General features: G+C 38.3%; 22 protein-coding genes. 19 read left to right on the top strand and 3 right to left on the bottom strand.

The window, feature by feature from the left end; genetic code table 11:
• Window positions 1–376: 376 nt before the first annotated feature.
• From ACZ1GV_RS12110 to ACZ1GV_RS12085, 6 genes are all read left to right on the top strand, one after another.
• Complete coding sequence (locus ACZ1GV_RS12110; protein WP_472674387.1) at window positions 377–1,036, top strand: PspA/IM30 family protein; 660 nt, start codon at window positions 377–379, stop codon at window positions 1,034–1,036.
• A gap of 10 nt (window positions 1,037–1,046) precedes the next feature.
• The gene (locus ACZ1GV_RS12105; protein WP_472674386.1) at window positions 1,047–1,256 is read left to right on the top strand and encodes a PspC domain-containing protein; all 210 of its coding nucleotides are present in this window, start codon (window positions 1,047–1,049) and stop codon (window positions 1,254–1,256) included.
• Window positions 1,257–1,271: 15 nt separating this feature from the next.
• Window positions 1,272–1,598: a hypothetical protein gene (locus ACZ1GV_RS12100; RefSeq protein WP_472674385.1), complete on the top strand. Its 327-nt coding sequence runs from the start codon at window positions 1,272–1,274 to the stop codon at window positions 1,596–1,598.
• Between the two features lie 67 nt (window positions 1,599–1,665).
• On the top strand, window positions 1,666–2,109 hold the full coding sequence (locus ACZ1GV_RS12095) for a copper chaperone PCu(A)C (protein WP_472674384.1): 444 nt from the start codon (window positions 1,666–1,668) through the stop codon (window positions 2,107–2,109).
• 15 nt (window positions 2,110–2,124) lie between these two features.
• Window positions 2,125–3,102, top strand: coding sequence for a DUF2333 family protein (locus ACZ1GV_RS12090; protein WP_210560974.1), 978 nt, complete (start codon window positions 2,125–2,127; stop codon window positions 3,100–3,102).
• Between the two features lie 6 nt (window positions 3,103–3,108).
• Complete coding sequence (locus tag ACZ1GV_RS12085) at window positions 3,109–3,861, top strand: TIGR04219 family outer membrane beta-barrel protein (protein ID WP_472674383.1); 753 nt, start codon at window positions 3,109–3,111, stop codon at window positions 3,859–3,861.
• A 12-nt stretch (window positions 3,862–3,873) separates the two neighbouring features.
• Here the strand turns inward: ACZ1GV_RS12085 and ACZ1GV_RS12080 are convergent, their stop codons facing one another.
• The gene (locus ACZ1GV_RS12080; RefSeq protein WP_472674382.1) at window positions 3,874–4,755 is read right to left on the bottom strand and encodes a TIGR03899 family protein; all 882 of its coding nucleotides are present in this window, start codon (window positions 4,753–4,755) and stop codon (window positions 3,874–3,876) included.
• 175 nt (window positions 4,756–4,930) lie between these two features.
• Here ACZ1GV_RS12080 and ACZ1GV_RS12075 point away from each other — a divergent pair, with 175 nt between their 5' ends.
• The gene (locus tag ACZ1GV_RS12075; protein ID WP_472674381.1) at window positions 4,931–7,171 is read left to right on the top strand and encodes a bifunctional diguanylate cyclase/phosphodiesterase; all 2,241 of its coding nucleotides are present in this window, start codon (window positions 4,931–4,933) and stop codon (window positions 7,169–7,171) included.
• 10 nt (window positions 7,172–7,181) lie between these two features.
• Here the strand turns inward: ACZ1GV_RS12075 and uvrA are convergent, their stop codons facing one another.
• On the bottom strand, window positions 7,182–10,004 hold the full coding sequence (gene uvrA / locus ACZ1GV_RS12070) for an excinuclease ABC subunit UvrA (protein WP_472674380.1): 2,823 nt from the start codon (window positions 10,002–10,004) through the stop codon (window positions 7,182–7,184).
• A 304-nt stretch (window positions 10,005–10,308) separates the two neighbouring features.
• On the opposite strand from uvrA, the gene ACZ1GV_RS12065 reads away from it, so the two are divergent.
• The 5 genes from ACZ1GV_RS12065 to ACZ1GV_RS12045 all read left to right on the top strand — a co-directional run bounded on the left by ACZ1GV_RS12065 (window position 10,309) and on the right by ACZ1GV_RS12045 (window position 18,359).
• Complete coding sequence (locus ACZ1GV_RS12065) at window positions 10,309–11,187, top strand: PEP-CTERM sorting domain-containing protein (protein WP_472674379.1); 879 nt, start codon at window positions 10,309–10,311, stop codon at window positions 11,185–11,187.
• A 107-nt stretch (window positions 11,188–11,294) separates the two neighbouring features.
• Window positions 11,295–14,087 (top strand): XrtA/PEP-CTERM system TPR-repeat protein PrsT, encoded by a 2,793-nt coding sequence (gene prsT, locus ACZ1GV_RS12060; protein ID WP_472674378.1) that lies wholly within the window; start codon window positions 11,295–11,297, stop codon window positions 14,085–14,087.
• Between the two features lie 81 nt (window positions 14,088–14,168).
• Window positions 14,169–15,536: an MFS transporter gene (locus ACZ1GV_RS12055; protein ID WP_472674377.1), complete on the top strand. Its 1,368-nt coding sequence runs from the start codon at window positions 14,169–14,171 to the stop codon at window positions 15,534–15,536.
• Window positions 15,537–15,553: 17 nt separating this feature from the next.
• Window positions 15,554–16,192, top strand: coding sequence for a single-stranded DNA-binding protein (ssb, locus tag ACZ1GV_RS12050; protein ID WP_472674376.1), 639 nt, complete (start codon window positions 15,554–15,556; stop codon window positions 16,190–16,192).
• Window positions 16,193–16,982: 790 nt separating this feature from the next.
• Entirely contained in the window at window positions 16,983–18,359 is a 1,377-nt protein-coding gene (locus ACZ1GV_RS12045) for an EAL domain-containing protein (RefSeq protein ID WP_472674375.1), read from the top strand.
• On the opposite strand, the gene ACZ1GV_RS12040 is transcribed toward ACZ1GV_RS12045, so the two are convergent.
• Window positions 18,330–19,316: a 1-aminocyclopropane-1-carboxylate deaminase/D-cysteine desulfhydrase gene (locus tag ACZ1GV_RS12040; RefSeq protein ID WP_472674374.1), complete on the bottom strand. Its 987-nt coding sequence runs from the start codon at window positions 19,314–19,316 to the stop codon at window positions 18,330–18,332. The genes ACZ1GV_RS12045 and ACZ1GV_RS12040 overlap by 30 nt on opposite strands.
• A gap of 73 nt (window positions 19,317–19,389) precedes the next feature.
• Here ACZ1GV_RS12040 and ACZ1GV_RS12035 point away from each other — a divergent pair, with 73 nt between their 5' ends.
• The 7 genes from ACZ1GV_RS12035 to ACZ1GV_RS12005 are packed head-to-tail and all read left to right on the top strand — an operon-like array spanning window position 19,390 to window position 25,764.
• Window positions 19,390–20,352, top strand: coding sequence for a hypothetical protein (locus tag ACZ1GV_RS12035; RefSeq protein ID WP_472674373.1), 963 nt, complete (start codon window positions 19,390–19,392; stop codon window positions 20,350–20,352).
• Complete coding sequence (locus ACZ1GV_RS12030) at window positions 20,342–20,950, top strand: PilN domain-containing protein (protein WP_472674372.1); 609 nt, start codon at window positions 20,342–20,344, stop codon at window positions 20,948–20,950. Before ACZ1GV_RS12035 ends, ACZ1GV_RS12030 begins: the two co-directional genes overlap by 11 nt.
• Window positions 20,947–21,606 (top strand): type II secretion system protein GspM, encoded by a 660-nt coding sequence (gene gspM, locus ACZ1GV_RS12025; protein WP_472674371.1) that lies wholly within the window; start codon window positions 20,947–20,949, stop codon window positions 21,604–21,606. The genes ACZ1GV_RS12030 and gspM overlap by 4 nt, the downstream gene beginning before the upstream one ends.
• The gene (locus ACZ1GV_RS12020) at window positions 21,590–21,922 is read left to right on the top strand and encodes a hypothetical protein (RefSeq protein ID WP_472674370.1); all 333 of its coding nucleotides are present in this window, start codon (window positions 21,590–21,592) and stop codon (window positions 21,920–21,922) included. The genes gspM and ACZ1GV_RS12020 overlap by 17 nt, the downstream gene beginning before the upstream one ends.
• A 1-nt stretch (window position 21,923) precedes the next feature.
• Window positions 21,924–23,603 (top strand): pilus (MSHA type) biogenesis protein MshL, encoded by a 1,680-nt coding sequence (gene mshL / locus ACZ1GV_RS12015; protein WP_472674369.1) that lies wholly within the window; start codon window positions 21,924–21,926, stop codon window positions 23,601–23,603.
• A gap of 2 nt (window positions 23,604–23,605) precedes the next feature.
• Complete coding sequence (locus ACZ1GV_RS12010; RefSeq protein ID WP_472674368.1) at window positions 23,606–24,529, top strand: ExeA family protein; 924 nt, start codon at window positions 23,606–23,608, stop codon at window positions 24,527–24,529.
• On the top strand, window positions 24,526–25,764 hold the full coding sequence (locus ACZ1GV_RS12005) for a tetratricopeptide repeat protein (protein ID WP_472674367.1): 1,239 nt from the start codon (window positions 24,526–24,528) through the stop codon (window positions 25,762–25,764). Before ACZ1GV_RS12010 ends, ACZ1GV_RS12005 begins: the two co-directional genes overlap by 4 nt.
• The last annotated feature ends 1 nt before the right edge of the window (window position 25,765 follow it).

The following is a 25,765-nucleotide window of genomic DNA, read 5'->3' as shown; positions in this document are numbered from 1 at the left end:
ACTTAAATAAGCAAATTAGTTTGTAGTCAATTTGCTTAAGTTGCTTCACTCCTCCAAATTCCAAATTCCAAATTCCAAATTCCAAATTCCAAATCTAAAACAACTACGACTTATAAAGTTGCGCCAAATTTTCAAACTAAAACTCATGTTTCTGAAGCGCTAGTACAACTCTTAGAACTGCAAGATTAGAGTGCTGGTTGATTTGCTCAAAAGTTGGTCAACTTAACCACCAAGTAAATGTTTTAAAGTATGGCGTTTTAGCCGATCTAATTAATTTCTAATAAAAACAGTTACTTATGGTGTTTATTAGGGTGGCACGGCGATTGAAAGTATAAAAGTGATTTTGATTAACCCACTAAACGATCAGGAGATTCCCATGGGTGTACTAAATAGATTTGTTGATGTAGTAAACGCTAACCTAAATGCGGCTTTAGATAAGGCTGAAAAACCAGAACATATGTTAAGACTAATTGCCCAAGATATGGAAGAGGCTTTGGTTGAGGCTCGCACACATGCAGCTAGTTTAATTGCTGAAAAAAAGCATATCACTAGAGATTTGGAATTGATCTTAAAGCAGCAAAATGAGTGGCAGGTTAAAGCGGAATTGGCACTTAATAAAGGTCGGGAAGATTTAGCAAGAGATGCATTAGTCCAAAAAGAAAAAACATCTAGCGAAGCTGAAGTATTTAAGGCGCAACTAGTAAGAATAGAAACAGATTTAGAAACAATATCATCGGACACTAGTCAATTACATGTAAAGCTAGCAGAAGTAAAAGATAAGTTAAAAAGCTCTAATCGACGTCATGAGTCAGCATCTGTCCGCCAACGCTCTCAACAAGTAATGGATAGTAACAAGATTGATATGATCAGCAATCGTTATGAAGCATTGCAGCGCAAAGTAGATGACCTAGAAAGCCAAGCGGATGCATATGACTATACATCAAGTAATTTGCAAGATGAGTTTAAGAAGCTAGAAGTCGAATCAAAAGTTGACGAGCAATTGGCACAATTAAAGCAAAAATTAGCGAACGCGTAGGAGCAAAGTTATGAAAAATGAATATGTCGGTAATCCAATCACTAAAGATGCATTAAATAGAAAGTTAACGGGTGTGTGTGCTGGTATGGCAAAGCACTTTAATCTGCCTGTTTGGGCTGTTCGAACCGGAACCGTGATATTTGGTTTGTTTTACCCGTCAGCAGCTATTTTTGGTTATCTATTGGCGTCTATTTTGATGCCAACTCGGAAATACTACTAATTGAAGGGGAGCGTCATGGCTAGTTTTTTTAAATTTACTCTATATCTACTAGGTATATGTTTTATATTAAGTTTACTACCAACTTTTTACTTCAATATGGAAGGGTTTAATCACTGGGTAAGTATTGGAGGAATAACAGAAAATATTATTGGTTTTGGTGTCGCAATCATAGTGTTTTTTGGTCTTGCTGTTGCATTTATAAGTTTGTTCGCTGGACTATTTGTTGTGTTTGCTATGGTAGTTGGTGGGATAATATTAGCAGGGCTCACAGCTACTTGGCCGATTGTCTTGTTGGCAGTGATCGCTTATTTAGTATTTTCTCGAAACGATAAAAATCAATAAATAAATATCCAATCAAGACCTAGGTTACGGTATGATTATTATTAAATAACTTTGTTAGGTGTATGAAATGAAAATAATTGTACTTTTATTAGGTTTATTATTGGCTAGCACAAATGCAATAGCTGACTTATCGATTTCAGCGACGGATGCCTCAGTTCGTGCACCAATACCAGGTATGAAAAATACCGTAGGATATTTGAAATTAACCAATAATGGTGAATCTGACGTAGTACTTGTTAATGCTCAGAGTAATGCATCAAGGGTATTAGAATTCCATAATCATGAAATGACAAATGGGGTTATGCGAATGTATCAACAGCAAGAAGTAAAAATACCAGTAGGTGAAACAGTAGTTTTTCAGTCTGGTGGACTACACTTAATGTTTTTAGACGTTGAGCCAGGTCTTAAAGGTAATAATCTTGTAGATGTTACCTTTGAAACAAGAAGTGGTGACAAATTCATTATCCCGTTTAATGTTGAGTCAATAAAAGTAAAACATCACCATCACTAAAAGAAGGTCAAAAAAATGCAAAAGTGGTTAGCAGCAGGCCTTGGAGCTATTGTCGTTCTGTCTATTTTACTGGCACAATACTGGAGTTTCATGCCGGATGTATTTTCTGTAGAAGAGCGCGCCCTTTCAAAAGCAAAGCAATTAAACACAACACCGGTTACAGGCTTTACAACAACACATACTTTAATTGAAGTAACAAAAGTACTTCTCGATAAACCGGGTGGCTACTTATCAAATGACATCGCACCGCCTTCTGTATTTCTAGATAATATTCCTGCATTTGAATTTGGTGCGTTAGAAATGAGCAGGGATTTAGCATTGGCGTTGCGTCGAGATTTCAGTCGCTCTCAATCTCAATCGGTAGAAAATCCGTATCTAAAAGTCGCGCAACCACAGTTCAGTATTGACCATAACTCGTGGGCTCTACCAAGCTCGGAGTCTTCTTATCGTATGGCTGTAGAAGCTCTAGAAAAGTACCGTGATTCATTAAGCGATGAGCAGCAAGGTTCTGCACAATTTTATGCACGTGCTGATAATTTAAAAGACTGGTTAAATGAAGTAGAAAAACGCCTAGGAAGTTTAAGTCAAAGATTAAGCGCGAGCGTTGGCCAAGATCGCATTAACATAGATTTAGCAGGTGACACTGCTGCGATACAATCCACACAAACTGCCAAGAGCCAAATGGTACAAACGAGTTGGTGGAAAATAGATGATGTGTTTTATGAAGCTAAGGGTGCAAGCTGGGCACTATTGCACTTTTTGAAAGCGGTTGAAATCGACTTTGCTAGCACATTACAGAAAAAAAATGCGCAAACAAGTTTGAAACAAATTATCCGAGAGCTAGAAGCGACACAACAAGCTATTTGGAGCCCAATGATATTAAATGGCAGTGGATTTGGAGTGTTAGCAAATCACTCTCTTGTAATGGCTAATTATATTTCAAGAGCAAATGCTGCAATTATCGACCTTAAAACATTATTAACGCAGGGTTAAGCTACTATGTTTGTGTCAGTTTTGAAAGTTATCGCGTTGGTCTCTTTGTTAATCATTGCGTCACCTCTTTACGCAAAAGATATTTTCAGTTTTTCACTTGGAATTGATCAATGGAAGAATGATGCTCCCTCAACTTATGGAGTCGCCAGTGATAATCTACTTGAATTTAAAGATGACGGTGCGACAGCACGTCAATTGGAGTTGTCCCTTAGCCATAAGCTACCACTGATACCAAATATTCGATATGCGATGTCATCGACAGATCAAACAGCGAATAATACGCTTGCGCAAACTTATGTTCTAGGCGGAGAAGTGTTTAGTGTTGCAAGTCAGTTATCCTCAGAAAATAAAACTCAGATACATGACGTGTTACTTTCCTATCCAATGCTAGATTTTAGACTGTTAAAAATAGACATGGGACTTTTGGCGCGTTACCAAAAGTTGGAGATTAATACGAGCAAAATTGGAGACACTCAGCAGTCAATGGTCGACTCCGATAAAATTGTGCCTATGTTGCATGTAAACTTAGAAAGTGGTGTTCCGTTACTTGGCTTTTTCGTTTTTGCGGAGTTTAACAAAGGTGACAATAACCACCTGTATCAGAGTGGTATCGGATATACGTTTGACAATAATCTTATTCCAGATGTGGATTTGAGAGTAGGCTTTAGAAATGAAAATATAGACTTTACCGCAGGTGATGGTGTGATTTTTCATCAAGAATTAGACGCGACCTTTGCAGGAATGAGAGTCCGCTTTTAAGCGTTAATTGAGCTATGCTTTTGTGGCAACTTGATGATTGCTGTCGAACAAGTCGGTAAAGTCTTTTAAAAGGTATTGTAAGAATTCACTATCATCAGGAGCATTCACTAAGCGACTAAGTTCGTAACCAGATTGGGTTAACTTATAGTACGTAAACACCACATCTTTCTGTTTTATGGTCACATCAAAACTTTGTTTGTTTTGCGCTATAGAAAGTGTGTCATTGGCGTTGTAAGCAGCCGATTCAATTTCTTGCTGATGTATAAGTCCTAATTCAGCCAATGAAATTAAGTGCGTATACGATAATCCGAATTGATTTAAATTTAAGCTAATTTTACCTGTGTTAGAAAATAGGCTTATCAGCGTCGGTTTTTTGTAAAGGCCGGTTAATATTCTGCCTGAATGCTCATCATTAAATCGACACATAAGCCTAACGGCTTTATAAAATATTTTTGCCTCTTTAGTTCCAAGTTCCGCAAGTGTTTTTAAACTTCGGTAAGAAAAGGAACCTTGTTGAACTAACTCAACAGACAAAATTTTTGCCCAAAGTTCGTGCATTGATGGTGTATAGCAACGCTTTGCCATATCAGTAAACTTCATTACCCAATCCAAATCTAACCTATCAATGAGGACATCACCCTTTACATAATCTAAGGCCAAACTAAATATTTGCTCTAAGTTATACTGTTGCCTAGCTTCGGTAATTTGATCTCGTTTGTTGATGCGCTGCGATATACTTAAATCGGGGTCTCGAAGTAAAACAACTTCATCATTCTTGAGACGATTGATTACTTTGTTCTCTTCTTCATGTCCTGTAGCGATTTCAAAATCTATACCCGTTAATTGCTTAACGAGGTTTAAGTATTTTGTTCGTGAATCTACAGAGTTAGTCATTTAATTTTTTATTCTTAATCACCGAGTTATTCATAATCTTTAAAACATCAACAAAAGTCAAAGAAATAGCAATATTTTAATATTAAGTTTTTGTACAAAAAGTGGTTTTGTTTCTACACTTAAGTTGGACTTTATGAATTATAAGTATTATTTCTAACGAGGATGTTGCTGGCCGATGCCAACTCAAAAAACTAAAAGCCAAGATGATTTTCTTTTTTCGGGACAATTGCTTACCGCTGACGATAACATTAACGAACAAGAATGTTTGGACCATTGGAATATCTTAATTGTTGATGACGAACCAGAAATCCATCAAGTTACAACGATGGCGCTAGCAGGTGTAAAAATTGCGGGTAAAAAGCTCAAGTTTTTTCATGCGTACAGCGCAGCGGAAGCGTTAGAGCTTTTAAAAGAACAAGATAAAATCGCAGTGACGATTTTAGACGTTGTTATGGAAGATGATGATTCAGGGTTAAAGTTAGTTCGTTGTATAAGAGATAGGCTGGCGTTATTAGACATGCGTATTATTTTACGCACTGGACAGCCTGGCTTTGCACCTGAAGAGCAAGTAATCTCTGATTACGAAATTAATGACTACATAATGAAAACTGAAACGACTCGGAGTAAGTTGTTTACGTCTTTGTGTTCTGCTATCAGATCTTATCAACAACTCTGCATTATCAGTGAGGCGCGAGACTTCCTGCAGCGACTCACTATTATGAATAGTGCATTGATATCTCAAACGACGTTTACGTCGTTTGTTCAATGTTTAGTTCATAACTCGTTAGATTTATTCAGTGCCTCTGGCTCGGGTTTATTATTAATTGATCAAGGAAAAAAGAAAGGCGAGCCTTCTCGATTTGTAATTGAATATAGCAGTGAGCGCACACACCAGTTTGTAGGACAAAACTTTGAGGATGTTTTGTCTGACGATATTGTTGTCAAAATTAAGCAAACTATACTAAGCCAAACCTCTTATACACATGGCTCTGACTTGATTTTATTTATTCCATCAAAGTCATGTAGCGTTATATTGATACTATTTGATGTTTATCCGAATATAATTAGACCGGAGCTTATTCAATCATTTGTCTCTAATATCGCCTCCGATGTTGATAATTCTCTGCTTTTAAAGCAGATTAGTAACATTGCCTATCTGGACTCGTTAACAAAATTGCCAAACAGAACCAAGTTTATTGAGGACTTGGATTCTCTACATAAATCGAACAAACAAATAAAGTCAGTTACATTAATCGATATAGAGCACTTCTCAGATATTAATGATGGGCTCGGTCAGGATTATGGCAATTTGCTACTTGTCGCAGTTGCAGAACGGTTAAGTTCAGAATTTAGCGAATCTGTGATGATTTATCGAGTTGCTGCCGATGTATTTGGCGTTATATCAACTAAGGCTTCGCTTGAAGAGAGTGAAATCCTAAGTGTATTCGATTTACCATTTATGGCCGGCGAGCACCTAATCCCAGTCAACGTCCGAATTGGTATTTCTAAAGGTGAAAATAATGTAGCCAACGGTTTAGTACTTATTAAACAAGCGAATATAGCTTTAAATCGAGCTAAAAAAGGTCAACAGAATAGAGCAAGTTACTATGCCTCGGAAATGGAAGATGAGACGGCATGGCGCTTAGATATGATCCGTAAACTCACTGATGATTTTTATGCACAAAAACTGCAAGTATGGTATCAGCCACAAATAGATTTAAAAGAGAACAAGATTATAGGGGCTGAAGCGCTGTTAAGATGGCCTAATGAAAATGGTGGCTTTTATTCACCTTTAACATTCATACCACTAGCGGAATATACAGGACTTATTGTTGATATTGGTAGTTGGGTTATTGAGCAAGCTTGTTTAGAGATCTTAAAACTTACAAACTTGGGTTATAAAGACATCCGAATTGCTGTAAATGTATCTATGCCTCAGTTTAAAAATAGTGCTTTTGTTGACACGGTTTTAGCGCTTACAGAAAAACATAATGTTAAGCCTGAAAACCTTGAGTTAGAAATCACTGAAAGTGTGGTAATGGACGATACAACACTAGTTGTAACTGCCTTAGAGCGCCTACGTCAATTAGGTTATACAATCGCGATAGATGATTTTGGAACTGGCTTTTCGTCACTGAGTTATTTGCACAAACTGCCTATCAATCGACTAAAAGTAGATCGAGAGTTTATCAAAGATATTGGCTTTGGTGGTGACGGTATTCTAGCAGAGACAATTATCAACTTGGGCCAAAAGCTAGGCTTAGAGGTTATTGCGGAGGGCATTGAAACAGCCTACCAACAGGACTTTATAAAGCAGTTAGGGTGTGATGAGGCACAAGGTTATTATCATGCTAAACCAATGCCAGCTGCCGATCTTGAAGAATTCCTTCAAAATTTCGACAGCCAACAAAAGTAATTGTAACGATTTAATTTAGTAACGGTTTAAGATATTTTGCGGTGAAAGATCCTTCGACATCGCATATGTCTTCCGGTGTTCCTGCAGCGACAATAGTTCCGCCACCAGAACCACCTTCCGGTCCCAAATCAATAATGTAATCAGCCGTTTTTACAACATCTAAGTTATGTTCAATAATAACAATAGTATTACCATGGTCTCGAAGACGATGGATAACAGTTAATAGCTGCTCAATATCATGGAAGTGAAGGCCTGTGGTAGGCTCATCCAATATATACAGCGTTTGTCCTGTATCCCGCTTCGACAACTCCTTAGCAAGTTTAACACGTTGCGCTTCACCACCGGATAAGGTAGTTGCCGACTGGCCTAACCGAATATAACTAAGGCCAACATCCATTAACGTTTGTAATTTTCTTGATATTGCAGGAATAGCATCGAAAAACTCTCTTGCATCTTCTACCGTCATCTCAAGTACTTGGTTTATATTTTTACCTTTGTACGTGACTTCAAGCGTTTCCCTGTTATATCTCTTACTACCACACACATCACACGGTACATAAACGTCCGGTAAAAAGTGCATTTCGACTTTTATAAGGCCATCACCTTGGCAGGCTTCACAGCGACCACCTTTTACATTGAAACTAAAGCGACCGGCTTTATACCCTCGAGCCCTCGCTTCCTGTGTGCCAGCGAATAGATCTCGAATATTAGTAAATATTCCGGTGTAGGTTGCTGGATTAGACCTAGGTGTTCTACCAATTGGGCTTTGGTCAATATCAATAACTTTATCTAACTGCTCCAGGCCGGTAATTTCTTTATACGGTGCAGGCTCAGACAACGTCGCTTTATTTAATGCACAGTGAGCAATAGGAAATAAAGTACCATTAATTAGTGTAGATTTACCCGAGCCTGATACGCCGGTAACACATGTCATCAAGCCAATTGGGATATCTATGGAAACATCTTTTAGATTGTTCCCTGTGGCGCCTTTTAACGATAACCATTTATCTTTGTTAACAGGCACTCGATTTTGTGGAACCTGTATTTTTCTTGCACCTGATAAAAATTGTCCGGTTATTGAATTAGGGTTGCTTTTTACCTCTTCAGGAGTGCCTTTGGCGATTATCTGACCACCATGAACACCTGCTCCAGGACCGATATCAATGACATAATCAGCGGCTCTAATCGCGTCTTCATCATGTTCAACCACAATCACTGTATTGCCGAGATCTCTCAGGTGCACCAATGTTTGTAACAATCTGTCGTTGTCGCGTTGATGTAGTCCTATTGATGGCTCATCCAGAACATACATTACGCCTACTAAACCAGCACCAATTTGGCTTGCTAGTCTAATTCTTTGCGCTTCACCACCAGATAGTGTTTCGGCACTTCGTGATAAAGATAAATAGGTCAATCCGACATTAACCAAGAAACCTAAACGTTCTCGAATCTCTTTTAAAATCTTTTCTGCAATTTGTGCTTTTTGGCCGCTTAGATTTAAGTTTTCAAAAAACTGGCTGGCGTCGCCAATTGACATATCAGTTATAGTCGGCAAATTAGTATTTGTAACAAATACATGGCGCGCTTCTTCTCGTAAACGACTGCCGCTGCAACTTGGGCATGGCTGTGTACTAATATATTTAGTTAACTCTTCTCGTACCGTATTTGATTCCGTTTCTTTATATCGACGCTCCATATTCGGCAATATACCTTCAAACGGATGATTGCGAACAACGACGTCGCCTCGGTCATTCATGTACTTAAATTCAATACTTTGTGTACCACTACCATTTAATATGACTTCGCGATGCTCAGATGGTAAGTCATTAAAAGGCAGGCTTAAATCAATTTTATAATGTTGAGCCAGTGACTTTAACATTTGGAAATAATAGAAATTACGCTTATCCCAGCCTCTGATAGCGCCACCTGTTAAACTTAGCTCGTCATTAATAATGACTTTATCTGAATCAAAATACTGTTTAACACCTAAGCCGTCACAGCTTGTGCAAGCGCCGGCGGGGTTATTAAATGAAAATAATCGAGGCTCTAATTCTTGCATTGAATATCCACAAACTGGACACGCAAAATTAGCACTGAAGGTTAATGGTGGAGCATCTCCGTCCATAAAAGCAATGTTAACAATACCACCACTTAACTCTAATGAAGTTTCAATGGACTCGGCAAGTCTTTGTTGAATGTCATCACGGACCTTCAAGCGATCAACAACAACCTCTATGGTGTGTTTTTTGTGTAACTCTAATTCAGGAGGATCTGATAAATCACATACTTCGCCATCGATTCTAGCTCTGATAAAACCTTGTGCAGATAAATTCTCTAATGTTTTTACATGCTCACCTTTACGGTCTCTCACGACTGGCGCAAGAACCATTATTTTAGAGCCTTCAGGTAAATCTAAGATACGATCAACCATTTGCGATACTGTTTGAGCTTCCAACGGCTCGCCGTGTGTAGGGCAAGTTGGTGTTCCCACTCGAGCATATAAAAGGCGTAAATAGTCATAAATTTCTGTGATGGTTCCCACCGTTGAACGTGGGTTATGTGAAGTAGATTTTTGTTCAATAGAAATTGCTGGCGATAAACCTTCAATATGATCTACGTCTGGCTTTTCCATTAACGAAAGAAATTGGCGTGCGTATGCTGATAAGGACTCAACATATCGGCGCTGGCCTTCGGCATATAAGGTATCAAATGCAAGTGAGGATTTTCCCGAACCTGAGAGGCCGGTGATTACGATTAATTTATCGCGAGGAATTTCAATATCTATATTTTTCAAATTGTGGGTGCGGGCACCACGAACTTCAATTTTATCCATATTCACTTCTTACCAATTCATTAGATCAGACAGTATGACACTAAACCGCCCAAGGCGTAAATAAAACACTGTATGAATAAACGGGTACAGAAGATCACTTTTGATAAAATTAAATGTGGTCAAAAATGGACCAACCAGTTAAAATACCGTTTCGTTGTCATGTTTTTTTACATTTCATTGTTAACAATAAAATTTCTCCAATAATAACAACGATTTGCGAAGTGGTCTGATGATTGCTTTAGCATTAACTAGGAATAGAATTATTTTAATCACTCGATACCTTATCGGGTTTGAAGGAAGTGGTATGTTAAGAATATTATCAATTATTTTAGTATTAGGTACGGCATTAAGCGCACAAGCTGATACAACAACATTAGGATGGGACTTCGGAAACCGATCTAATTTTGTTAATACGGTTGCTGGTGAAAATAACTCAGTTAGTAATGACTACAGCTCGTTTGATGCAATGAGTTATCAGCATCTTGCTGGTCGTGGCTGGGTAGCCTCTGAAAGAGAAGCGGTAACTGTTAGTGGCTGGTCCATGGTAGAAAACCCAAATCGCACTGATAGACTAACAGCAGTAAGTGCCGACGTATATTCATGGGGAACTAACGGCATTGGCGTTGTTAATCAAAATGAAAGTTCTTCAAACAATGAACATGCACTCGATAATCGCAATGTTAACCAAGGTGAAAATCAAGAGTTTGTATTGCTGTCGTTTGCAGAAGAAGTTGCATTAGAAGGTTTTTGGGTTGGCTGGGAGTCAACTTATGGTGCCGGTAATGATGAACTAAATATCGGAACGCGTACATTGTCTACTCGCGCAGTGAACAAAATTGAAGATGAAAATCGTAATGTAGCATGGCAACGTGGGTTTTTAGATAACTCGATGACTAGCGCTATTAATACTACAGGCTCTGTGGCTAGTAGTAGAAACGTTGTTTACTACTCAATCGGTAATACAGCCGGTACTACTTCTAAGCATTGGATTGTTGGTTTGTTTCAGGAAGTAGTGAGCGGCAACTATGATGCGTTTAAACTTCGCGGTATTGTTGCTTCAAGAACTGCACCAACAAACGTTACTGAAGTGCCTGAACCATCAACTGTTGCGATGTTTGCTTTAGGTCTATTGTTACTTCTAAGACAGCAAAAATCTAACAAAAAGTTTCAGTTTCACGCTTAGGATTTACACTTCTAAATGATATAAAAAAGGTGGCGTTTGCCATCTTTTTTGTTTTTAATAATCTTATTTTTCCAAATTCTATATTTATCTTTTACAGAGGCATAAAAATGCTTAAACGCTTGTTATTACCTGTCGTTGTCATCCTTTCTCTTGGCTTTAGTAATACCTCATTTTCTGCAAATAATTATTATGAACAAGCTGTACAAGCATTTAACGAGAGTAATTATGAAGCTAGTTTCATTTATCTAAAAAACGCTTTAGAACAACAACCAAGAAACTTACCTGCAAAAATATTGATGGGGAAGATATACCTACACAAAGGTTATTTTGATGAGGCTATTACTGAATTTGAAGAAGCTTTGGTTTACAAAGCAGATATCAACTTAATAGTTGCCGACTACGCAAGTGCTCTAAATTTCGCCAAGCAATATAAAAAAGTTTTAAGTTTTTCCGATGGTTATAACCTGAACTTGCAGAGCGAATATGAATTATTACTTAATAAAGCTATAGCTTATCAAAACTTAGATTTAACAGAGTTAACTAAACAAACTTATAAAAAGGCGGTTCGACACGGTAAAGTCGATATTAGAGCCTTTAATAGTTATGCGGCATTTCTATTAGCTGAAGGAGAGGTTGTCGAAGCAGAAATGTTAGTGAATAAGTCACTAGAGATGGCGCCATATGATCATAGAAGCTTACATTTACTCGGTACAGTGCAAATAGAAAAAGGCGACATTGACGCAGCAATACAGTCTTTTGAAAATGCCTTGTTAGATGTTGAAGAAGATCCTGTTGTACTGCGTTCACTGGTTAGAGCTTACATCAAAGCCGATAGATTACAGGATGCGAAAAACCTAATAGATAATATATTGAAAATGACGCCCAATGATCCTCATATGATGTTGTTATCTAGCTGGCTTCTATCAATTGATAAAAAAGATGCGGAGTCAGCTCAGATGTTAGAAGCATTATCAAATGCAACATCTCTAATTCCGGAGGATGTTTTTAATGAAGACCCTTCTTTAATATTTGTCGGTGCATTATCAGCTTATTTACAAGGTAATCTTGAACAGGCTTCTAAAGATCTTACTCGTTACTTAGCTGTTCGTGCTGGTGATACAAATGCAATCGCCATGTTATCTGACGTATATATAAAATTAGGAAAAGAGCAAGAAGCTGAATTGCTATTAGAGCGTTATGAATCAAGCGTTATTAAGAATAAAGACTTAGCGATTCGACTAGTTGATCTTTACAACAAAAATGGAAAACGCTTTGATGCAGAAAGACTCCTATCTAAGCTGCAAAGTGAATATCCCAATGAAATTGATATTCTTCTACGTCAAGTTAACTTATTAAACAAAGCTGGTCGCTCTATGGAAGCAAAGCGTTTAATCGAAAGTATTGAAAGCAAGAGCGACACCAATACATCCAGATTAGCTTTGGCCAAAGGCTTAATGTACCTGCAGAGTGGCGATATACCCAATGCGTCATCAGTTGCAGAGCAACTATTAAAAGCCCAGCCAAATAACCTTGAATTACTAAATTTTAAAGTCGCGGTATTAATAAAACAGAATGAAGCGGAAAAGGCTCAAGCGATTGCAGAACAAATCATCGAGCAAAAAAGTGATTTTTTTGAGGCTAGATTTAATTTAGCAACTGCATTGAAAATGCAAAATAAAATTAACCAGGCGCAAAGCATATTAATTGAGTTGTTTAAATTAAGACCAGAGAATAACGATGTTAAATATATGCTGAGCGAAACGTATGCGCTAAATAAACAGTTTGATAAAGCGATTCCTTTATTGGAGACCATTACTCTTGGGGTTACCGGTCAGCGAAGTAAAGAGCTGCTGTATGATATTTATTTTCAGTCAGGTGATTTTGCACAAGCTAATCGCATCATTAAAGATCTTACCAACACAAATTTGTATAACGTTGAATACCTATTTAAATATGTTCAAACACTTAAAAAGCTCAATCGTTTTACCGAAGCAAAACAACAACTTGGTATTCTTTACGGGCTAGCTGAAAATAACGGTCGACTACTGTTTGATATTGCGGTGTCACAAAGAGGTATCGACGATATTGAAGGAGCAAGTACAACGTTAAGTCGGTTAACAAAGTTATTGCCAAATAATCTTCGTGTGAAGCTGGAAGTCATTAGGCTCAGTATGGCTCGCGGGGATATTGATAGCGCAAAACAAAAAGCGATAGCGTTAAATAAATCACATAAAAATGAGCCAAATATACTATTGCTATTAGGCGACATTGAGTTGATATTAAAAAATAAAACTAATGCATTTGACTACTACTGGCGAGCCTTTGAAGCTGATAATCAATTTAACATGGCGTTAATGAATTTATATCAATTAGCAAAAGAAGGCATAAACAGCGAACGCTTGACGACAAAGTTAAAAGCACTTGTTGAACAATTTGATGAAGAGCTCTGGCGTAAAAAGTTACTGGCCGATCACTATACAAATTTAGGGGACTTCACATCAGCACTGCCTATATATCTAAGTTTGCTAAACCATGATACATACCAGCAAGACCCATACTTGTTGAATAACTTAGCCAATATTTATTTAGATGACAATCTAGATTTAGCCTATGAGTACGCAATAAAGGCTTACAAGATAAACGATGCCAACTCTGCAATAGCAGATACATTAGGTTGGATATATTTTAAGTTAAATCGAAATGATGAAGCGCTACAAACATTGCGAACAGCATTCGCTATGGACTCGTCAAATCCAACGGTACGCTTTCATCTTGCGAATGTGCTAATAAAGTTAAACCGTAAAACTGAAGCTAAAAATGAGCTTGAGTTTGCAATAAAAAATGCAAAGTCTCATGTTTGGTTAAATGAAGCTAAAGTGTTGCTAGAACAGTTACGTTAGTCATTTAATAAAAGCTGTTTTCACAGTATACTAACCGGCTAACTAATTTCATTACATAAAGCACTGTTCACTCATCAAACTATGCATTCAGATAAACTAAATAATCTTGAGAAACGCACAGCAGTCTCGCTAGCGTCAGTCTTCGCAATCCGTATGCTAGGGTTGTTTATGTTGATGCCAATTATGGCTATTTATGGCCAATCTCTTGATGGTGTTTCACCTTTATGGATTGGTTTAGCTATTGGTGCTTATGGCTTGACGCAAGCCGCATTTCAAATCCCAATGGGCTGGTTGTCAGACAAATACGGCCGTCGTCGAATCATTGTTTTAGGATTGGTAATTTTTGCAATCGGTAGTGTGATAGCTGGTTTAGCAGAAGATATCGTAACAGTAACGATAGGTCGAGCAATCCAAGGTATGGGCGCGATAGCCAGTGCTGTACTTGCATTAGCCGCAGACGTCACTCGCGAGGAACAGCGACCAAAAGTGATGGCTGTGATTGGTATGTGTATAGGATTAAGCTTTTCGGTGGCGTTAGTGCTTGGGCCTATGGTTGCTGAATCATTTGGCTTATCGGGTGTTTTTTACCTTACTGCAATATTAGCAATTGTTGGAATTATTGTTGTTTTGACTTTGGTTCCAAGCTCTGTAACTAAAGCGCGGTCAGGCGAAATAACAGCGAGCTCAGGTCAAATTTTTAGCATGATGTGTAACCGCCAATTATTAAGATTAGACTTTGGTGTGTTAGTACTGCATCTAATGATGACCTCAATGTTTATTGCAATCCCAGTGTTGTTTTCAAAAAGCGGATTTGTAGTGTCAGACCATTGGATGGCTTACTTACCCATATTACTACTGTCGTTTGTCTTTATGGTGCCGATGATTATTGTTGCAGCTAAAAAGTCGCAAGAAAAACCATTCTTTCTGTTTGCAATTGGCTTATTAGTAGCATCATCATTTGCTCTTGCGTTAAACACAGATTTTGCAAATATCATTGCAATGCTTTTTATCTTTTTTATAGGCTTTAACTTTTTGGAAGCGAGCTTACCCGCGCACGTTTCTAGGATTTCTCCTGCCGGGCAAAAAGGTACGGCAATGGGAGTGTATTCAAGTAGCCAGTTTATGGGCGCTTTTTTAGGCGGTATAACAGGTGGTTACGTAGCCGAGACATTTGGCTTTGCTTATTTGTTTGCGAGTAATGCAGCGCTTGCGGTATTATGGTTTGTTTTCGCATCAGGTATGGTATTACCAATTAGCTCAAAAAGAGTGTCTATTCCATTTGATTCTGACAATAAAATTGATTTAGAGTCCCTTATAGAAAATATTTGTCAGTGTGCAGGCGTTATTGAAGCAACGCTGGTGGAAGATGAAAACCGAATTTATTTAAAAGTTGATAAGCAGTCTTACGATGAAGTGAGTGTGAATCAGCTAATAACCAATTTTAATTAGTTTGCAGGAGAATTGTTATGGCTCGCGGAGTCAATAAAGTTATTTTGATAGGTACACTTGGTACAGATCCAGAAGTTAGATATATGCCAAATGGCAACGCGGTAGCTAATATCAGCCTAGCAACTAATGAATCTTGGAAAGATAAAAACACTGGCCAGATGCAAGAAAAAACTGAATGGCATAGAGTTGTTGTTTTCGGTAAATTAGCTGAAGTTGCTGGTGAATACTTACGTAAAGGTTCACAAGTATATTTTGAAGGCAAATTGCAAACTCGTAAGTGGCAAGATCAAGCGAGTGGCCAAGAAAAGTATACAACAGAAGTTGTTGTAGACTTTGGTGGTCAAATGCAAATGTTAGGTGGACGTAGTGACAATGCTGGCTCTGCACCAAGTGCAGGTTTTCAAAAACCAGCCGCAACACCGGGTGGTTTCGCGCAGCCGAATCAAGGTATGAATCAGAATATGAACCAAGGCATGGGGCAACAACAAGCACCAGCGCAACAAACTTCAGCACCTGCTAATCAGCCATATCAAGCTCAACAGCAGCAAGGCAACTATGGTCAGCAAAACCAGGGTATGCAACAAAACCAACCTCGCCAGGCGCCAACACAAGCACCGGCACCTAGTATGGACTTCGATGACGATATTCCGTTCTAACCAAAGACAAAATGTAGAATGTTGAAAAATATTATTGAAAGCCGCTATTTAGCGGCTTTTTTAGTTTTATTAAAGTTGAGAGCCAAACCCGGTGTAAAAACTGGGTTTTTATTTTTTATACTTTTATTTTAAAAATACCGTCATTTTTAAAACTTTTATTTAAGTTCTTTATTGTAAATAATAATCTGAATTATAAATTAGGACTTTAACGCAAACTGTCTGGTCAGAGCACCATAATCGGTACGAAGGTTGATTGTCTTTAAAACAACCAGTACATTGGCTTAACGGAATAACAATAAGTATAAAAAATATGCAGTTAACCAAAGTGCTTTACCGCGGCCTAATGAGTTCTGCTGGTTATATCATTTTGTCGCTGTTCATTTTTACTAATAGCGTATTGTTCATCGCTTTGTGTTCTGTCTATCAAAGTAACATCAAACAACATCTAGCCCTGCTTTCAGCGTCCACCCAAATATCAAATAGCGTTTTATCTAGCCCAAATAATAAAACGACACTTCAAAATCAACTCGCAACATTGACGAATCAGAGTGATTTTATAATTAGCTCATTGGTAAAAGATAAAAGCGAAGCTTTTGCTGCGAGCACGGACTCGAAAATTAATAGCACTAGCTTATTGATAATAGGTGAAAATTATAATCTGGAGGTCCAGTTTAGATCCTTCTGGCGCATTCATCTAAAGACATTCCTCGGTTATAACTTCTTATACGGACTAATCTGTATTTTAAGCATTATGTTTACCCAGCGGCGCCTGTTTAAGCACTGGAAGGTTTTGATTCAACTAGAAATGTGGGCAAGCCGGCAGGCTAAAGATGATAATTTTAAATTTTTTATTTCAAGTGAAAAATATCATTTAGTTAACACCATTCGAAAACTAAATGATCAAAGAATAGAAGCTAAAAAAAGCGGCCAAGAAATTGATCATCTAATCCGCAGTCAGGCGTTTTTGGATCAAATTACCGGATTAGGTAATAGGCGTTATTTTGACAATCGACTTGAGGCGTTATTGCAAGAAGAAGGCGAAGTAAGAGGCGCTGTGTTTTTTATAAACTTTGCAACACTTGATAAATTAAGAAACCTTCAGGGAAAGAAGGCAACTGCCTACTACGTGAAAAATTACGCCAGTTTATTAATACCTTATTTAGATGATACACAGCAGTCTATCGTTGCACGACTTACTTATAGTGAATTTGCGATTTTAATCCCTTTTGCAGATGCAAAAGTCGTTGAAAAAGTTGCGTCTGAGTTAATCGAAAAAAGTCAGAGATTTGCCTTGCCATTTGGTTTAGATCAAACCACGTCATGTTACATAGGTGTAAAAATGTTTGACCAAACCGAGACGTCTTTTCATATTTTGGCAGAAACCGATTTAGCACTTCGAGCCGCTCAATTACAAGGCCCTTCGAGCTGGTTTATGTACGAGTCGAATTATTTACCAGAGTCTGAGGTTAAAGGCTCGGTGCGCTGGCGAATATCATTAGAAAAGGCATTAAAAAACAAACACTTTCTACTCGACTTAAAGCCAGTTAATACTTTTACTGGTAAAGTTGAACAATTTGACGCTACGCTCAAAATGATCGATGAACAGCAAAATTTAATAGCGGCTTCTATATTTATGCCAATGGCCCGTAAAAGTGGGATGATAGCCGAAATCGATAAACTGGCCTTAGAGTTAACAATAGAAGAATTAGCGCAATTAGAAGCAACACCTATTTCAGTGCGCCTACATATAGATAGTCTTTTAGATCGTGATTTTAATTTGTGGTTAGTTCGATTTCTAAAACAAAACTCAACGCTGATGCCAAGAGTCATAATAGAAATTTCAGAATTTGAGCTTACTAATAATGTGAAAAAAATCAGGCAGCTGCTTAAAATTGTTAAGCGTTATAATGGTCATGTTATGGTAAGCCAAGTGGGCTTATATGTTGTAGATTTGAGCTACTTAAATCTGCTTAGCGTTGATAGTTTAAAGTTGCATCCAAGTATCTCCGGGCTGCTTCAAAATAAGCAAGAAAATCAGTTGTTTATAAAGAGTTTGGTTGGAGTGGCTAATACTCAAAAACAAAAAGTTATTGCTACTGGTATTGAATCCGAGAGTCAAATTAATAAGCTGAAGCGTTTAGGCGTCGATTGTTTCCAAAGGCATTGAGTTTAGAACCGGCGCCCAGGCTTCTGCACATAGCTTTTTAGCGTATATCAAGCCACATATTCCTTGCAATCCGCCGGTATGAATAGCTAAAACATTATCACTATCAGTCAAACCAAGTTCGTCGCGCTGGTGGCATAACGCATAGAACATTTTTCCAGAATAAATAGGCTCAATCGCTATTCCAGTTTGAGCATGAAAGTCGAGACAGAAATCGATTAATTCAGTGTTAAACTTAGCGTAACCGCCAAATAAGGCTCCACGGTGAATGCAAGACGATTTATTCAAATATGGTTGAACTTCCTCAAAGACTCTTTGGTCGTTAACACACGCTATGCCAATTAACTTTTTACTATTTGGTGCATTACTGTTTAGTGCTCTATTGTCTTGTGCTTTAGCGAGCCCTTTTAAAGTGCCGCCCGAACCTAATGGCACAGCAATAACATCATAATTGACCTCTGTTAAACACTCAGTCGCAAGTTCATTTACTCCTAAATCGCTGAGGCCATTTGTTCCCCCTTCGGGAACGAAATGATAGTTAGGATACTGTGACTTTAGAGATGTCAGAAATTCAGGTGTATGTCGCGCTCTATATTGCTCGCGACTTACGGCTATTAGTTCCATACCATTCTTTGCAGCAAGGTTTAACGTCGGGTTATTTTTATCTATTTCATGAGTTCTTATAAAGCCTACCGTCTTAATTCCAGCTCGAGCTCCGGCACTGGAGGTAGCAGCTATGTGATTTGAGAACGCGCCTCCAAAGGTAGCAATGCCAGACTTTTTGTTGTCGGCGGCAAATTTTATATTAAACTTTAACTTACGCCATTTGTTACCGGAAATTGTGGAATCTATGAGATCGTCCCGCTTAACCCAGAACTGAACTTTTTTACCAGTGTTAAGCCTATAATCAACCAAATCTATTTGGGTTCGCACATATTTGTCAAAAAAAGCAATATTCATAGGGTTTTGCAGTTGAATTGTTGAGGTGTATCAGGATACATTAGTCGATCAGCAGGGAGTATCAAAAATAATAATGAGTTTAACTTTGCCAACTTCAATTTTAAATATATTTCAAAAGAAAAAAACGAACTCTAGTGCGGGCATTTCTATATTACCCGATAAGGTGCAATTGGTTAAAGTTGAGAGCGTAAACGGCTCTTTGCAGTGTGTTGGTTTCGATATAGTCTCAACAACAAACGATGAACAAGCTATCACAGCATTAGAGACGCTAATTAACAAACACCAACTCGTTTCTGCAGAAACTACAATTATTCTTCCAGCGAATAAAGTTGAAAGCACTCAATTAGATACTTCGGAACTTCCAGATAGAGAAGTAACAGCAACACTACCTTGGAAAATTAAAGAGCTTATTAACATAGCACCACAAGATATGGTTTGTGACTATATTGACATGCCATTACAACCAACTGGACAACAGCCAAAAACGCAGGTTTTAGCGGTATCTAGAACCTATTTAGAACGAGTTATAAAGCCATTCCATGATGCTGGCGCACCAATTCATGCATTAACGACAGAACAATTTGCGCTTGCTAAATTACAAACAACGCAAGATGCGGCGCAATTAATTTTTATACAACATCACAAATCCGATGCCATTTTACTTATTGTGAAAAATCAGCAGATTTGTTTTGCTAGAAAAATTCGAAATACGGCGGCCACAATCGATATGACCCCAGAGCAACTACAAATGGGTGGTAGCGATATGATTGCAATAGAGATTCAGCGTTCGATAGACTATTTTGAAAGCCAGCTAAAACAACCGCCAATTAAAAATGCATTCCTTGCAATGGAAGGCAACAATGCTGATTTATTAGTTGATGCGCTTAATCAGGTTTTACCCGTAAAAACGAAACTCATACCATTAGATAATCTTGATGGGCAATCGGATTTGGACTCAAGTTATATTGCCGCTGTAGGTGCGGCTTTGTATTCTCAGCCACTTAAAAATGCGGTGGAGGCCAAAAATGAAAACTAATATTAACTTTTACACCGAAGATTTAAGGCCAAAAGTTTATTATTTAACTTTGACTAACATTGCGATTGTGTCAGGTATTTTTCTTTTAATAATGGTGTTTTGGGTTGCTCAAATCTCATTATCTAATAATCAATTAGCAAAACAAAAACAGGCACTGCAGAATGAACTAAGTTCAGAAGAAGAGCAGTTAGTAAATTTTCAAGCCGCATTGATTAAGCACAATGATACAACGCGTTTTACAAATGCAAAAAATGGATTAGAGCGAGAGTTAGCTGCCAAGAAGGCGCTGTATAAATTAGTTTCAGCGCAGTCATCTGCCGATGCAATTGACTATTCTGTTGTGATGGAAGAACTGACGCAACACCACGATCATAACCTTTGGTTAAAAGACTTTCGTTTTAATAAAAACAACGTCACTTTTCACGGTTACGCTTTAGAGTCTAAAGCGGTTACTCAGTGGATGTCTTATCTTCAAGCAACAAATAGCTTTACCGGTAGAGAGTTTAGCCTTTTGAAAATAAACGCTATTAATACTGAAGTACTAGAGTTTAATGCAGCTACTACCGTTGGTGATAATGCCCAGGAGGTTGGACTATGAGCCAATGGCAAGCATGGAACGATAAGTTTATCGCATTGACACAACGTGAGAAGGTGATAGTCGCGCTAGCTATAATCTTTTTAGTAACATATGGTTTATTTTTTATTGCGGTGAAGCCTGCTTTAGACAGTCAAAATGCGCTTTATAAATCGAAGCAGCAAATTAGCAAACAGGTTGATGCAATTAGCACTCAAATTACCAATATTAAGCAAGCCTTAACTCAAGACCCAAATGCAGAATTAAAACAACAGATTAAGCAATTAAACACAGAGCTAGCCAAGGTTGAATCTGACCTTAGTCATGTAATGGATGACTATGTCGCGCCGGAAAAAATGGTAAAAGAGTTAACTCGCCTACTTGAAACTGAAAGACAAATCCGAGTAACTGGATTGTCAGCGATGTCTCCTGAGCTTATTAAAGCGGATTTTGTCGAAGGTGAAGACACCATTGAGCTACCTGTATTGTACAGCCATAAATTTGAGCTAGTTGTGGATGGTGAATACTTTCCTTTAATGAATTTTGTTAAAACAGTTGTCGCTAGAAATAAGCAGTTTGCCGTTGACGATTTACGTTATGAAGTCAATGAACATCCAAAAGCTCAACTAAAATTAACCTTAGTAACGATAAGTGATAGCAAAAATGTTATTCGATTATAAAGCTCTATCGAAATTAGGGGCGCTATTTTTAGCGTTAGGGTCAATTTCTGTTTCGGCGGATAAGATTCACGACCCCACATTACCAAAAATCAATTTAAATGTAGCAGACAATAACACCGTGCAAGCTATGTCGAATGAAGCCTTATCGCTCCAAGGCATAGTAAATAAAAAAGGCGCGAAAATGGCAATTTTATCTGGCCAACTTCATCGCGTTGGTGATGTTGTTAATGGTTTTAAAATTAGCCAAATAAATAATAATAATATTGTTCTGCTGAAGTCAGGCTCTCAAAAAAGATTATATGTATATGAAAAGTAAAATGAATAAAATCAAACCTTTATTAATTTCATGCCTGGCAACAAGTGTTTTAGCGGGTTGTAGCCTAAATGATTCACCGCGTAAATCAGACGAAGTTCATCAAGTATTTAATGAGCAATCTCAAGCCGTCGCTAAACAAAAAGAACTCGCGATTCCAGACTCAGTTAGCGCTGATTTAATGATGCCAACGACATCTCCTATTGATGTGGGAGCAATCGAAGATAGGTTCAACGTGGCGGCGAACGGAGTACCGGTTAAGCCGTTCTTACAAGGCTTGGTGGCGGACTCTCCGTACAGTGTTGCTTTCCACCCTGGCGCTCAAGGTAATATTAGTCTTGATTTAAAAGACGTTACAATTCAAGAGGTTGTTGAGGTTCTTTCCAGCCTGTATCCATTAGACATTCAGTTTCGTGGCAAGGTAATTCAGGTTTATCCAGCAACAATAAAAACAGAAACTATCGCAATTAACTACCTAATGCTTAAGCGTTTTGGGATGACATCCACCAATATCAACTCTGGTGGTATTGTTCAGCAAAATGGTCAAAACGGTCAAAACGGCAGTCAAGGTAACAGCGGGTTTGGTAACCAACAAAATAGTGGCTTTGGCAATCAGCAAAATGGTCAAAATGGTTTCGGTAATACTATGGGTATGGGGCAAGGAAATGGCTCAAATATCCAAACCAGTTCTGAAAGCGACTTTTGGAAAGAGTTAGAAGATACTCTAAAAATGATCATGCGTTCGACGGATGACTCGGTAGCAAATGTGGTGGTAAGTCCTCAGTCTGGATTAATTACAGTTCGCGGTTTAACCTCAGATATTCAAGCAGTTAAAGACTTTGTGAAACGTTCAGAACAAAGCTTAACTCGCCAGGTAATACTAGAAGCAAAAATAGTTGAAGTAGCCTTGGACGATGATTACCAGCAAGGCATAAATTGGCAAAATGTCATGGCAAATAATGGTGGCACTAACTTCACCTTTAATACCACCGGTGGCAGCTTCGGTAATGAATTAAGTGCGGCACTTGGGGGCTTAACCAGTTTAAGTTTTTCTAACACAGACTTTTCTGGCGTAGTTAACTTATTAAAAACCCAGGGTAATGTGCAAGTTCTATCGTCACCAAGGGTAACGGCGACAAATAACCAAAAAGCGGTATTAAAAGCGGGTAAAGATGAATACTTTGTAACAGACGTATCTACAACAACTGTGACAGGTACGGCAACATCAACCACACCTGAAATTAACTTAGAGCCGTTTTTCTCTGGTATTGCGTTAGACGTCACGCCACAAATTAGCGATCAAGGCGAAGTTATTTTACATGTTCACCCTTCTGTAACAGAAATTGACGAACAGCAAAAAGTTGTAACGTTAAACGAAGAGCAGTACATATTACCATTGGCGCAAAGCAATATTCGCGAGTCAGATACAGTGATCCGTGCCAAGAGTGGCGAAATTGTTGTAATTGGCGGCTTAATGCAGACGATGTCGTCAAATGGAGAGTCGAAAGTACCATTTTTAGGAAGCATTCCTGTACTTGGAAACTTGTTTAAATCCAAACAGGATACTGAGAAGAAAAAAGAGTTAGTTATACTAATTAAGCCAACAGTAGTAGGCACAGGTACATGGCAAGAGCAAATGAAGCGCAGCGCAGATATTTTAAAACGCTGGTATGGTGATGAGTAAATATGTACTTGTACCACTTTGGGCTTAGAGAGCTTCCTTTTTCTCTAACCCCAAACACTAATTTTTATTTGCCGCTGCAAAGCCACTCTGAAGCGATGCAGGTTTTATTAACGGCACTAAAAACCGGTGAAGGCTTTATCAAAGTAACTGGTGAAGTTGGTACAGGAAAAACGCTGCTTTGTAGAAAGTTATTAAATGAAATACCTGATGCTTTTGAAGTGGCTTATATCCCAAATCCGGCTTTAAGCCCTGAAGAAATGCGTTATGCCTTGGCGAGTGAATTAGGTATTAAAGGCCTAAGCAGGATCAATCAACAGCAGTTAAGCCAAAAAATACAGTTAAAACTACTAGAACATAATCAACAAGGTAAAGGTGTAGTCTTAATAATTGATGAAGCGCAGACCATACCTTGGGAAACGTTTGAGGCATTAAGGCTGTTTACCAATCTTGAAACCGAATCAAGAAAATTAATTCAGGTCGTTCTCTTTGGACAGCCTGAGTTAGATAAAATGTTAGCGACACACAGACTCCGTCAACTCCGTCAGAGGATTACTTTTTCGTATCAACTTAGAGGTTTGACTCCAAGTGAGTTAAACCAATATGTTCAGCATAGACTCTTAGTGGCCGGATTTGACTCAGGTAATTTATTTGATAGTAGGGCGCTTGCTGCATTGCACAAATACAGTAACGGCGTACCAAGGTTAGTGAATGTGATGTGTCATAAAGCATTGATGTTAGTTTATGGCGAAGGGGAACAAACCGTGAATAAAAAGCATATCCGGCTTGCCGCCCAAGACACAGATGCCATTGATGCAAAAAAAGTGGATGTAGCAACAATAGCGATTGTTGCGATGCTAATGGTATTAACTGCAGTAATTACATTATTTGTAATTGATGTACCGGCTGTTCAGGAGTGGATGCAGTGAGTGTGATTAATAAAATGCTTAAAGATTTAGATAATAGACAAGAGCAGCCAGAGACTAGCATTAATTCAGGGCCTGCGAATTCGCCATCAACAGCAAGCGCAACATTAATTGGCAAAGGGTCAATCGTTTTACTTATCGTGATTGTGATCTTATTGGCAACCATAAGTTGGCAAATTTTTAATGGAACACCGGGTGCTAATACGCAAGCCCCCTCGACGTTATCAAATTCTCAAAAAGTTATTGATGGCGTTGTTGTAGAAGTTGATTCAACTGAAACAGAGCCAGCGACAGCTGACATAGCAGTACAAGCACCGGTAGAGTATTCAGAAGCACTACCTATAGAACCAGAGTCTAATCAGACCGTGATACAAGACGTAAGCCCTGACAAGCTTGTCAAACAGCAGCCGGTGGTGGAGCAGTCCTCTCAATCAGCGCCTGAGCCAACCCCTGAATTAGACGAGTTAACGGAAAAGGAAGCGAATTCATTAACGACAAACTCAGTTACTAATTTAACTGAAAGCTCATCAAATAACGTCGCGACTGAATCATCACGTAGCACTAGTTCAACTAGCACTGCTAAAAATGCTGAAGTCACAACTTCATCAAAACCATCAGCTTCAGAAAAACCGCAAGTATTTGTTATTGAAAAAACATCATCTGAATTAACGCCACAAGAGCGCATAGCTAAGCTACTCAGTAAAGCAAAAGAGTCTTACGATAGAGGTTATGTTACAGAAGCTATTGAGCAGCTTACTCGCATTTTATCGATATCAGACAGCAACGTCGAAGCGAGAAACTTATTGGCGGCTGCTTGGTATGGCAGAGGTGAAGGTAACAAAGCAGTTTCAATTATTAATGATGGATTACAACGATATCCATTAATAGAAGAGTGGCGAGTTACCGCCGCGAAAATATTTTTCAAAGATAATAACGCGGCTGGCGCCTTTTCATATTTAGATGTGAATCTAGAAAATGCTTCGAAAGAATTTTATACCCTAAAAGGGAATTTAGCTCGAGAGCTAAAATATTATGCTAAAGCAGAGGCGGCTTACGCACAGTTAACCAAACTAGAACCTTTTGTGGGCAACTGGTGGCTTGGCTTAGCAATAGCTCAAGACAGTTTGGGTAAAGCTTCGGATGCTATCTCAAGTTATAAAAAAGTATTAGATGTTGGTGGAGTTTCTTCGCAATCAATATCGTTTTCGCAAAACAGAATTGACGTTTTACAAGGGTAAT

This window comes from Psychrosphaera sp. HA2-10 (genome assembly GCF_055693745.1).
This window is presented reverse-complemented; position numbering and strand designations above follow the sequence as displayed.